The organism is Stenotrophomonas indicatrix, from assembly GCF_002750975.1.
GTDB lineage: Bacteria > Pseudomonadota > Gammaproteobacteria > Xanthomonadales > Xanthomonadaceae > Stenotrophomonas > Stenotrophomonas indicatrix.
In genome coordinates this window covers 2648078-2659763 of the sequence record NZ_PEJS01000001.1, presented here as the reverse complement: position 1 = coordinate 2659763, position 11686 = coordinate 2648078, and the positions used below count along the sequence as shown (strand labels likewise).

Sequence of the window (11686 nt, the reverse complement as noted above, 5' to 3'; positions counted from 1 at the left end):
GAGAACAAACACCGGCAGGTTACGGATTATTAAGGAAAAAGGTGTTGCATTCCGTTCAGTGCGGTGATTGAATCCTGAGTCATGCGCCCGGGGAATCGACTCATTGCCATCTGTGCCGCCGTCGGACTTGGTCTGGCGAGCGTCAGTGCGTGGGCCGGTGAGGTCCGCCAGGTACTGCTCAATACCGGTGCGACCGGAACCCGCGCGGAAATCGCCCTGGTCGGCAGTGGTGGCTACAAGACCCTGTCGCTGGCCGGCCCGAACCGGCTGGTGGTTGATTTCCCTGATTCCAGCGCGGTGCGCAACCTGAAGATGCCGTCGCCGCAGGGCGTGGTGACTGCGGTGCGCACCGGGCAGCCGGTGCCGGGCACTTTCCGTGTCGTATTCGACCTGGCCGAGACGGTCGCCCCCTTCCGCCCGCAGATGCAGCGCGAAGGCAATGAATCCAAGCTGGTGATCGAGTGGCCGGGCGATGGCCCGGCCGTGGCCGCCAGTCGCCCCGCGCCGACGCCTGCGCAGCCGCAGCCGCCAGCGCCGTCTTCGGTGAGTCCGGCTCCGGTCCCGGGCCCGACCCCGGCACAAACCGCACAGTCCCGTGGTGATGCCGCGCGAGCCACTGCGCTGTTGACCGCGCAGGTCCAGCAGCAGGCCAGTGCCAGCGCTGCGGCACCCGCCGCGCCGACGCCGGCACCCAGCACCACCCCGGTGCAGATGGCGGCAGCAGGCACCACCGCCAGCAGCACCCCGACGTCGTCGCCGGCAGCCATCCTGGCTGGACAGGCCACCACTGCAGTTGTGGCCACCCAGCCGAAACCGGTGCCGACACCTGTTGCGCCGACCGAGTCGCCGCGTCCGACCATGCCCAGCGATGCCTCGCGCATCCGCATGCAGCCGGGCATGCGTCACCTGGTGGTGGCGATCGATCCGGGCCATGGCGGTCAGGATCCGGGCGCCATCGGCCCGACCGGCAAGCGCGAGAAGGATGTCACCCTGGCGGTGGCGCGTGAACTGGCTCGCCAGGTCAACGCTACGCCTGGCCTGAAAGCCTTCCTCACCCGCGACAGCGATGTGTTCATCCCGCTGCCGATGCGTGCGCAGAAGGCGCGTGCGAACAAGGCCGACATCTTCATTTCGATTCATGCCGACGCTGCCGAAAACCGCTCGGCCACTGGTTCGTCGGTGTATGTGCTGTCGACCAAGGGTGCGTCCTCGCAGCGTGCCCGCTGGCTGGCGGACAAGGAAAACGCCGCCGATCTGGTCGGTGGCGTGCGCCTGCAGCAGACCGAAGGCACGCTGGCCAACGTTCTGCTGGACCTGGCCCAGAGCGGTTACATGAAATCCTCCGAGGACGCAGCCGGGCACGTGCTGGGCGGCCTGAAGCGTATCGGCAACAACCACAAGCCGAACATCGAGCGCGCCAACTTCGCCGTGCTGCGCACTTCGGACATGCCGGCGATGCTGGTGGAAACCGCGTTCATCTCCAACCCGGATGAAGAGCGCCGCCTGATCGACCCGGCCTACCAGCGCAAGGTCGCCGGTGCGGTGCTGGATGGCGTGCACACCTTCTTCAGCCGCCAACCGCCGCCGGGCACGTTGTACGCCGCGCGCGCGCAGGCCGAGATCGACGCTGCAAGCACCGTGGCGGGCGGCAGCAAGTAACCCGCTGGATCGCCCGCGTCCGCTGGAGCCAGGCCACGCTTGGCTGGCTGGCGCCGCGTACACTGCATCTCGACTCTACCTGGCGCCGCTCCGCTATCATCGTGGCATGACGTCTGCCTGCCTTGCCTGCCCATGAACGCGCCCGATCCGCGTCCGATCCGGCCGCTGCCGGAAATCCTGATCAACCAGATTGCCGCCGGTGAAGTGGTCGAACGACCCGCATCGGTGGTCAAGGAACTGGTTGAGAACGCGATCGATGCCGGCGCCAGCCGCGTCGATATCGAGTTGGAAGAAGGCGGTGTGCGCCTGATCCGCATTCGCGACAACGGCAGCGGCATTGCCGCAGAACAGTTGCCGCTGGCGGTTTCGCGGCACGCCACCAGCAAGATCGCCAACCTGGATGAGCTGGAAGCAGTGGCCACGCTGGGTTTCCGTGGCGAAGCGCTGCCGTCGATCGCCTCGGTCAGTCGTTTCACCCTGGCCTCGCGCCGTGCCCATGATGAGCACGGTTCGGCACTGCAGATCGAAGGCGGCAAGATCGGCGAGGTGACCCCGCGCGCGCATGCGCCCGGCACCACGGTGGAAGTGCGCGAGCTGTTCTACAACGTGCCGGCGCGGCGCAAGTTCCTGCGCGCCGAGCGCACCGAACTGGGGCATATCGAAGAGTGGCTGCGTTCGTTGGCGCTGGCCCGTCCCGATGTCGAGCTGCGCGTCTCGCACAACGGCAAGGCCTCGCGTCGCTACAAGCCGGGCGACCTGTATTCGGACGTGCGCCTGGCCGAGACCTTGGGCGAGGACTTCGCCAACCAGGCCGTGCGCGTGGACCACAGCAGTGCCGGCCTGCGCCTGCATGGCTGGATCGCGCAGCCGCATTATTCGCGCGCCAGCACCGACCAGCAGTACCTGTACGTCAACGGCCGTTCCGTACGTGACCGCAGTGTCGCCCATGCAGTGAAGATGGCCTACGGCGACGTGCTGTACCACGGCCGCCAGCCAGCGTATGTGCTGTTCCTGGAGCTGGACCCGACGCGCGTTGATGTGAACGTGCATCCGGCCAAGCACGAGGTGCGCTTCCGCGATTCGCGGCTGGTGCATGACTTCGTCTACCGCACCCTGAAGGATGCACTGGCCGACACCCGTGCCGGCATGACCGCGCAGGAGATCGGTGCCGGCGCGGGGCATCCGGCCGAAGGCGCCAGCGCGTCTGCGATGCCGGGGGCCACGGCCTCCAGCTTCGGCTACGTGCGCGGTCCGGCACCGGGTGCGGGACAGGGCGGTGGTGGCTTTTCCGGTTGGCGCCCGCAGCAGCCGCTGGGCCTGCAGGTGGCCGATGCACCCGCCGCCTATGCTGCGTTGTATGCGTCGCCAGCGGGTGCCGAGCGTGGTGCGGCACTGCCGCCGATGCCGATGGAGAACGGACTGCCGGTCACCAGTGCCGACGCCGGCGTACCCCCGCTGGGTTACGCCGTTGCCCAGCTGCACGGCATCTACATCCTGGCCGAGAACGCCGAAGGCCTGATCGTGGTCGACATGCATGCGGCGCACGAACGCATCGGCTACGAGCGGTTGAAGAATGCGCACGATGGCATCGGCCTGCAGTCGCAGCCGTTGCTGGTGCCGATCACCCTGGCGGTGGGCGAGCGCGAGGCCGATACCGCCGAGGCGGAGGCCGATACGCTGGCTGCGCTCGGGTTCGAGATCACCCGTGCCGGACCGGGCGCGCTGCACGTGCGCAGCATCCCGGCGCTGCTGGCCCATGCCGAACCCGAAGGCCTGCTGCGCGATGTGCTGACCGACCTGCGCGAGCACGGCCAGAGCCGTCGCATCGCCACAGCGCGCGATGAGCTGCTGTCGACCATGGCCTGCCATGGCGCGGTGCGTGCGAACCGGCGCCTGACCGTGCCGGAAATGAACGCGCTGCTGCGCGACATGGAAATCACCGAGCGGTCCGGCCAGTGCAACCACGGCCGACCGACCTGGGCCCGTTTTTCGCTGGCGGAGATCGACCGCTGGTTCCTGCGCGGACGTTGAGGGGAGCACCGATGCGATTTTGCCGAATGGGCAGCCTGCTGGCGGCCCTGCTGTTGGTGGCCTGCAGCCCGGCATCCACGCCGGCACCGGCCGTCGTTGAGGATCCGGCCTTCGCCGCACAGCAACAGCAATGGCGGGTGCGGCGCTACCAGGACCTGACCCGGCCCGATGGCTGGACCGCGCTGGTCGGCCTGCACTGGTTGCAGAACCGATCGCACTTCGTCGGCAGCGGCGACACCAGCGGCATCCGCCTGGCGGTGGGGCCGGCCAAGCTGGGCCTGCTGCGCCGTGACGGCGACCAGTGGTGGTTCACGCCGGAGTCCGGCACGGATGTCACTCTTGACGGACAGCCCGTGCGCGGGCGTGTGCGCATGGATACCGACAAGGATCCGCAGCCGACCCTGCTGGCCTTCGATGGTGGCAAGGGCCAGCTCAGCCTGATCCGTCGCGGCCCGCGTGACGCACTGCGGGTCAAGCATGCCGATGCACCGGCGCGCCGCGATTTCGCTGGCCTGCAGTACTGGCCCGGTGGCACGCAATGGCAGGTGCAGGCGCGCTTCATCGCGCATCCGCCAGGCAAGACCCTGCCGATCGTGGACATCACCGGCCTGACCACAGAGATGCCCAACGCCGGTGCCGTGGAATTCGATCACGACGGCCGCAGCTGGCGGCTGGAAGCGATCGGCGAACCGGGGCAGCCGCTGTTCCTGATCTTTGCCGACCGTACCAGTGGCCACGGCAGCTACCCTGCCGGCCGCTATCTGGATACCGATGCGCCCACGGCCGACGGCCACGTGACGATCGACTTCAACCACGCCCACAACCCACCGTGCGCGTTCACCGCCTATGCGACCTGTCCGTTGGCGCCGCCGGAAAACCGCCTGGACCTGCGCGTGGAAGCGGGTGAAAAGACGTATCACCTGCCTGAAGGAGAGGGTTGAACATGTTGATGAAACTGTTGCTGCGCAGTGCCGTTTTTCTCGCTGCCTGCGCCGTCGGTCCGTTGGCCGTCGCGCGCGATGCGCCAGCCGAAGCCACGGCCGGCAAGCCGCCGGTGCCGCTGCTGTGGAAGGTCACCGGGCAGGGAGATGCACGCCTGTACCTGCTGGGTTCCTTCCATCTGTTGAAGCCGCAGGACTATCCACTGTCGACCGAGGTCGAGCAGGCATTCGAAGCCTCGCAGCGTGTGCTGTTCGAAGTGACCCCTGAGGAACTGCAGTCGCCGCAGATGGCCAGCCAGATGGTGCAGGTGGCTACCCGCAAGGACGGCAGCGAACTCAAGCGTGACCTGGATGCGCCGACCTGGCAGAAGCTGCAGGCCTATGCGACGCAGAACCAATTGCCATTGGCGCAGTTGCAGGGCATGAAAGCGTGGTTCGTCGGCCTGACCATCACCGTCGGGCAGATGCAGAAACTGGGCCTGGACCCCGAGCTGGGGCTGGACCGGCACTTCATGCAGCGGGCGCAGAAGGCCGGCAAGAAGACCGCAGGCCTGGAAGACATGTCCAGCCAGATCAACCTGCTTGATGGCATGAGCGTGCAGGAGCAGCGGCAGATGCTGTCCGAGGCGCTGGACGAAGCGGGCAAGGGTGATGCCCAGGCGCAGATGCTGCATGAGGCCTGGCGCCGCGGCGACGATCGCCTGCTGTGGAGCCGGATGGGCGTGGAGATGCGCCAGAAGTATCCGCAGCTGTACCAGCGCATCAATACCGACCGCAACGATGCGTGGGTGCCCAAGCTGCTGCCGTACCTGCAGGCCGGGCAGGGCGGCACGCTGGTGGTGGTGGGCGGCCTGCACCTGCTGGGCAACGACGGCGTGGTCGAGAAGCTGCGGGCGAAGGGGTACAAGGTCGAGCGGGTCTGCAAGGGCTGCAGGAAGTAGAACCACGCCCCGCGTGGAGGCGTTCAAAACAGAACGGCGCGCCGATGGCGCGCCGTTTTCGTATCCGCCGGGGCGGGGGCTCAGCGGCGGGTCTTGCCGCCGGTGCCGGTGCCGCCGGTCGGATCGTTCGGCTTGCCGGCCGTACCGGCGCCGGTGCCCGTTCCGGTGCCACCCGGACGCGGGCCACCGAAACCGCTGCCCATGTTGCGCTGGAATTCCTGCCACAGTTCCAGGTTGCGCTCGGTCAGCTGGTTCATCATCGCCCACGGCGTCTGCCCCAGAAGGTTGCCCATCTGCTGGCGGAACTGCTGCTGCTGGTCGAGGAAGACCTGCATGCTGCGCTCCAGGTAGTTGCCCATGAAGCCCTGCAGGGAATCGCCGTAGAAGCGGATCAGCTGGCTCAGCAGCTGGGTGGAGAGCATCGGTTCACCGTCCTGCTCCTGGTCGGCGATGATCTGCAGCAGGACCGATCGGGTCAGGTCGTCGCCGCTCTTGGCGTCGCGGACTTCGAAGTCTTCGCCGTCGAGGATCAGCTGGCGCACGTCCTCAATGGTGATGTAGCTGGAGATCTCGGTGTCGTACAGACGGCGGTTCGGATACTTCTTGATGATGCGGGTCGCAGCCATGAAGCGGTACTCGTCACAGTAGACGCGCAGCATGGCGCAGTGCAGCAGCGGTTGCAACCGCCCCAGCCCCCGCCAGGCTTGGCTTTCCGTTGCCGGAATGTTGCGCAGCAAGGCTTTGCGTGCTGCGCAGCATGACCAACGGCAGGGTGCAGCACGGGCTTTCAGGCCCTGGCGCCGTTTACCAGCCCATGTGATGGCCGCCGTTGATGTCCAGGTTGCTGCCGGTGATCCACGAGGCCTCTTCGGCCACCAGGAAGGACACGCCGTAGGCGATTTCTTCCGGCTTGCCCAGGCGCCCGGTCGGGATGTCGGCAATGATCTTGGCGCGCACTTCCTCGGGCACCGCCATCACCATGTCGGTGGCCACGTAACCGGGCGAGATCGTGTTCACGGTGATGCCGAAGCCTGCGTTCTCGCGCGCCAGCGAGATGGTGAAGCCATGCATGCCGGCCTTGGCGGCGGCGTAGTTGGCCTGCCCGTACTGGCCCTTCAGGCCGTTGATCGAGCTGATCTGGATGACCCGGCCCCAGCCGCGTCGACGCATGCCCTCGATGACCGGACGGGTGACGTTGAACACCGAATTGAGGTTGGTGTTGATCACATCGTGCCACTGCTCCGCGCGCATGCGGTGGAAGGTGGTGTCGCGGGTGATGCCGGCGTTGTTGACCAGGATCTCGACCGGGCCCAGTTCGGCCTCGACCGCGCGGATCAGGCCTTCGGCGCTGGCAGAGTCGGAGACATCGCCCGGGAAGATCGCCACGTGGTAGCCGCGTTCGGTCATCGCCTGCTGCCAGGCGCGGGCCTTGGTCTCATCGCGGTAGTTGGTGGCGACCCGGTGGCCCTGGTCGGCCAGGCGTTGGCAGATGGCGGTACCGATGCCGCCGGTTCCGCCGGTGACCAGTGCGACGCGAGATGTCATGGAAAGCTGTCCGGATGTCAGGTGGGGGAAGGGGGATTCTGCAACATCGGCGCGGAAAGTGCGCCGGCCGGCAGCAGAATGTCCGCGCGCGGCAGCAGGCCGGGGTTGAAGCTGCGCTGCGCGGCGGCCAACAGCGCGTCGCGGTCGTCGATGCCGTCCAGTGCGGTGCCCGGCTGGCCCTGCAGTTCCCACAACCGGCGCAGCACCGGTACCGGCTCGCCGGCATCCACCGGCAGCGCGGCCAGTGACTTGGACAGTTTGTGGCCCGGTGCATCCAGCAGCAGCGGCAGGTGCCAGTAGCGCGGCGTCGGCAGGTCCAGCGCCTGCTGCAGCAGGATCTGCCGGGCGGTGGAATCGAGCAGGTCGGCGCCGCGCACGACTTCGTTCACGCCCTGCGCGGCATCGTCGACGACCACCGCCAACTGGTAGGCCCAGCAGCCGTCGGCGCGGCGCAGTACGAAGTCACCGACCTCGGCATGGACATCCTGTTGCTGCGGGCCGCGCAGGCCATCCTCGAAGCGCACGATGCTGCCGGGCGGCACGCGGAAGCGGACGGCCGGGTCCGGTCTTGCCTGCCGCGCGACGCAGCGATGGTGGATGCCGCCATTGGTGGCCAGATCGCTCCGACTGCAGTGGCAGACGAACGCGTGGCCATCGGCCAACAGGCGGTCCAGCGCGGTCTGGTAGGCGTCGCCACGCGCGCTCTGCCAGATCACCGGCCCGTCATGAAGCAGGCCGAAGGCGGCCAGCGCCTGCAGTTGCGCCTGTGCGGCGCCGGCAACCGTGCGGGGTGGGTCGACGTCTTCGATGCGCAACCGCCACAGGCCGCCATGGTGGCGCGCAAGCAGCCAGCTGCCGAAGGCGGCAAGCAGCGAGCCGGGATGCAGCAGGCCGGTGGGCGAGGGCGCGAAGCGGCCGCAGGAGAGGGAGGAGGTCATGCAGCTGAATCGTCGGTCAGGTTGGCGCTTGAATTCAAGCTGACTGCACCGCAGATTGACGGATATCGACCCCTTCCGAGCCGGAATTTCCCATGTTCACCCGTATTGCCCTCTTTCTAGCGACCAACCTCGCGGTGCTGATCCTCGCGAGCATCGTGATGTCAATCCTGGGCGTGGACTCCCGTTCGATGAGCGGCCTGCTGGTCATGGCTGCCATCTTCGGTTTTGGTGGTTCGCTCATCTCGCTGCTGCTGTCCAAGTGGATGGCCAAGCGCTCCACCGGTGCGGTGGTGATCACCGAGCCGCGCAACCAGACCGAGCGCTGGCTGCTGGCCACCGTCGAGCGCCAGGCCAAGGCAGCCGGTATCGGCATGCCGGAAGTGGCGGTGTATGACGGCCCGGAGATCAACGCGTTCGCCACCGGTGCCAACCGCAACAACGCGCTGGTGGCGGTGTCCACCGGTCTGCTGCACAACATGAGCGAGGACGAAGCCGAAGCCGTGCTCGGCCACGAGATCGCCCACGTCGCCAACGGAGACATGATCACCATGGCGCTGCTGCAGGGTGTGCTGAACACCTTCGTGATCGTGCTGGCCCGCGTAGTCGGCGGGGTGATCGACAGCGCGCTGTCGGGCAACCGCGAAGGTGGTGGCCGTGGCTTTGCGTATTACATCATCGTGTTCGTGCTGGAGATGGTGTTCGGCCTGTTCGCCACGATGATCTCGATGTGGTTCTCGCGCCACCGCGAATTCCGTGCCGATGCCGGCGGTGCATCGCTGGCCGGTCGCCAGAAGATGATCTCGGCGCTGGAGCGGCTGCAGCTCAACCACGGCCAGAGCACCCTGCCGACGCAGATCGCCGCGTTCGGTATTGCCGGTTCGACGGCGAAGAAACTGTTCATGAGCCACCCGCCGCTGGAAGAGCGCATCGCCGCGCTGCGGGCGTCGACGGTGGCATAAGCCTCCGCGTGTAGAGCAGTGCAGGAACGCCTGGCCTCGCGCCGGGCGTTTTTGTTTGCGCGCCCACGCGTCGGTAGCGCCGGGCCATGCCCGGCGGATCGTTTCCGCGCCTGCGGGGAGGTGTCACTTTCTTTGCTCGTGCAAAGAAAGTAACCAAAGAAACACGCCGCCAGTATGCGAGCCGGTGCTGCGCACCGGTGCCCTGCGCTTCTCGGCGAATCAGGGGACGGCGCCGAACTCGCTGCGCTCAGACATCGGCGCCTCTGCGCCCCTGATTCCCCTGCGATGCTCGGCTCGCTGCAAGGCGGACCCGAGATCAAACGCCACAGCTGCACCCGGTACCACGCCATGCGTGGATGCTCTTGCCGTTGATCTTGATCTTTCGGCCCGCCTTATAGCGAGCCGAGCACCGCAGGTCCGGCGAGGGCGAAGAGGTGCGGGTGTCTGAGCGCAGCGAGTTCCCGCACCGTCCCTCGGCGGACCGAGGAGCGCAGGGCACCGGCGTGCGCAGCACGTCGGCTCGCGGCCGGCGGCGTGTTTCTTTGGTTACTTTCTTTGCACGAGCAAAGAAAGTGACAAGCACGATCACTGCGGATACGAAAACGGCACCTTCGCAGGTGCCGTCTCCATGAACCGCTTTACGCGCGAACTCAGAACTTCGCGTCGAACTCGGCAGCGTAGCCGGTGTTGACCAGCACCTTCTGCAGCGACTCGGCCACCTTCAGGTTGCCGGCCACGATCTGCTGGGTGTCCGGGCCACGGTTGTCCATGCGGGCCGGGGTCGCGCCCTTGAAGTCGCAGACCTTGCCACCGGCTTCGCGCACCAGCAGCACGCCGGCAGCGATGTCCCAGGCCTTCACGCCGGCCTCGAAGTAGGCGTCGGCGCGGCCACAGGCGACGTAGGCCAGGTCCAGCGCGGCCGAACCCGAGCGGCGGATGTCCTCGGCGTGCACCAGCAGGGCGTCCAGCGACTTCAGCTGCGCACTGGCGCGGGCACGCTCGCGCGGGGCAAAACCGGTGTGGATCATGGTGCCTTCCAGATCCTTGCGGTCGGCCACGCGGATGCGGCGGTCGTTGAGCACGGCGCCGGCACCACGGCTGGCGGTGAACAGTTCATTGCGCAGCGGGTCGAAGATCACCGCGTCGGTCGGCTCGCCGTTCTCGACCAGGGCGATCGACACGCAGTAGTGCGGCACGCCGCGCAGGTAGTTGCTGGTGCCGTCCAGCGGGTCGATGACCCACATGTGGCGACGCTCGCTCTGCACGCCACCTTCTTCACCGAAGATGCCGTACTCGGGGTAAGCGCGCTTGAGTTCCTTGACGATCACCTTTTCCGCGTCCGCATCGACTTCGCTGGCGTAGTCCATGCGGCCCTTCTGGACTACATTCAGTGCCTCGAGCTTGTTGATGTTGCGCAAGAGGACGTTGCCGGCGAGGCGGGCGGCCTTGACCATGACGGTGACGGCGGGTTTCTGCATGGCATGGGCTCCCGGAAGGGCAGAAGAGAAGGGCTGGCGGGGGAAAAGAGCGGGTCCGGCGCAGTGGCCGGCCGCACAGTTTACCATTGGTCTTCGTCCAGCTCGACATTTTCCCTGTTCATGTCCCAGTTTCCTGTCGCCACCCGCCTCCGATTCGTCCTTGTCGGTACCCAACACCCCGGCAACATGGGGGCCGCCGCCCGTGCCCTGAAGACCATGGGCCTGGCCCGCCTGGTGCTGGTGGCGCCGGAGAAGCCGCTTGATGAAGAGGCCTTCCGGCGCTCGGCCGGTGCCGAGGACGTGCTCGGCGACGCACCGGTGGTGGCCACGCTGGCCGAAGCCGTGGCCGACTGCCGCTTCGTGCTGGGGTGCACCGCACGTGCGCGCCGGGTCCAGCTGGAGGAGTTCCTGCCGGCAGATGCCGCCGCCCGCGCAGTGGCCAAGGCCAGCGAGGGTGCCGAGGTGGCGCTGGTGTTCGGTCGCGAGCGTACCGGCCTGACCAACGAGGAGCTGCAGCTGTGCCATGCCGCCGTGCACATTCCGTCCGACCCGGAGTTCAGCTCGCTCAACCTGGCCGCCGCAGTGCAGGTGCTGGCCTATGAGGTGCGCATGCAGCTGCTGGGCGCACAGCCGGTGGCTGCGACAGAGCCGGACAACCGCGAGCAGGTTGCCAGCCACGATCAGATGGAGAGCTTCTTCGCCCAACTTGGCGAGACTCTGGACGAGATCGATTTCCACAAGGGACGCGCGCCCGAGTCGGCGATGCGCAAGCTGCGCCGCCTGTTCCTGCGCAGCGAGCCCAGCGAGCAGGAAGTGCGCCTGCTGCGCGGCATCCTGGCCGATACCCAGCGCATGGCGCGGCTGGCGCAGAAGAACGGCAAGGACAGCTGACGACGGTCTCATTTTTTCGGGTAGTCTGTCCGGATACCCCGGGGGGATGATGCTTGTGTCGGGTCTGCGTAGGGCAATGCAGGGGGAACTGCTGCGCCTGGCCTTGGCCCTGCTGGCCGGGACGGCGCATGCTGCGCCCGGTTCACAGAAGGGGCGTTGGGCAGCGATGAGGGGCAACTCGCGATGACGCAGGATCATGCGCTTTGCAGTGTGGACCGGCAGGGTGCCGGACCGGCGCCGGGGGTATCAGGCCGGGCGTCCGCCGGGTTGTCGGGTGTCGTCTGTCTTCGGCGGGTGCAGGGT

The 11686-nt window shown here is 67.2% G+C and carries 10 protein-coding genes; 6 read left to right on the top strand and 4 right to left on the bottom strand.

Annotated elements, in window-relative coordinates; all coding sequences use genetic code 11:
* Window positions 1-81: 81 nt before the first annotated feature.
* The 4 genes from CR918_RS12355 to CR918_RS12340 all read left to right on the top strand — a co-directional run bounded on the left by CR918_RS12355 (window position 82) and on the right by CR918_RS12340 (window position 5572).
* Window positions 82-1659 carry an N-acetylmuramoyl-L-alanine amidase gene (locus CR918_RS12355; RefSeq protein ID WP_099843114.1) on the top strand — a complete coding sequence of 526 codons (1578 nt, stop codon included), beginning with the start codon at window positions 82-84 and terminating at the stop codon, window positions 1657-1659.
* Window positions 1660-1791: 132 nt separating this feature from the next.
* On the top strand, window positions 1792-3690 hold the full coding sequence (gene mutL, locus CR918_RS12350) for a DNA mismatch repair endonuclease MutL (RefSeq protein WP_099843112.1): 1899 nt from the start codon (window positions 1792-1794) through the stop codon (window positions 3688-3690).
* An 11-nt stretch (window positions 3691-3701) separates the two neighbouring features.
* A complete protein-coding gene (locus CR918_RS12345) occupies window positions 3702-4631 on the top strand; it encodes a DUF1684 domain-containing protein (protein WP_099843110.1) in 930 nt (309 codons plus the stop codon).
* A 2-nt stretch (window positions 4632-4633) separates the two neighbouring features.
* Entirely contained in the window at window positions 4634-5572 is a 939-nt protein-coding gene (locus CR918_RS12340) for a TraB/GumN family protein (RefSeq protein WP_032978689.1), read from the top strand.
* Window positions 5573-5652: 80 nt separating this feature from the next.
* Here the strand turns inward: CR918_RS12340 and phaR are convergent, their stop codons facing one another.
* The 3 genes from phaR to gluQRS all read right to left on the bottom strand — a co-directional run bounded on the left by phaR (window position 5653) and on the right by gluQRS (window position 8055).
* Window positions 5653-6198 carry a polyhydroxyalkanoate synthesis repressor PhaR gene (gene phaR, locus CR918_RS12335; RefSeq protein WP_025876379.1) on the bottom strand — a complete coding sequence of 182 codons (546 nt, stop codon included), beginning with the start codon at window positions 6196-6198 and terminating at the stop codon, window positions 5653-5655.
* Window positions 6199-6376: 178 nt separating this feature from the next.
* The gene (gene phbB, locus CR918_RS12330; RefSeq protein WP_025876381.1) at window positions 6377-7117 is read right to left on the bottom strand and encodes an acetoacetyl-CoA reductase; all 741 of its coding nucleotides are present in this window, start codon (window positions 7115-7117) and stop codon (window positions 6377-6379) included.
* 17 nt (window positions 7118-7134) lie between these two features.
* Window positions 7135-8055: a tRNA glutamyl-Q(34) synthetase GluQRS gene (gene gluQRS / locus CR918_RS12325; protein WP_099843108.1), complete on the bottom strand. Its 921-nt coding sequence runs from the start codon at window positions 8053-8055 to the stop codon at window positions 7135-7137.
* A gap of 92 nt (window positions 8056-8147) precedes the next feature.
* Between gluQRS and htpX the strand changes: the two genes are divergently transcribed.
* Entirely contained in the window at window positions 8148-9014 is an 867-nt protein-coding gene (htpX, locus tag CR918_RS12320) for a protease HtpX (protein WP_025876385.1), read from the top strand.
* Window positions 9015-9664: 650 nt separating this feature from the next.
* Here htpX and CR918_RS12315 read toward each other — a convergent pair.
* Window positions 9665-10492 carry an inositol monophosphatase family protein gene (locus tag CR918_RS12315; RefSeq protein ID WP_025876387.1) on the bottom strand — a complete coding sequence of 276 codons (828 nt, stop codon included), beginning with the start codon at window positions 10490-10492 and terminating at the stop codon, window positions 9665-9667.
* A gap of 120 nt (window positions 10493-10612) precedes the next feature.
* Between CR918_RS12315 and CR918_RS12310 the strand changes: the two genes are divergently transcribed.
* Complete coding sequence (locus CR918_RS12310; protein ID WP_032978697.1) at window positions 10613-11383, top strand: RNA methyltransferase; 771 nt, start codon at window positions 10613-10615, stop codon at window positions 11381-11383.
* Window positions 11384-11686: the final 303 nt, after the last annotated feature.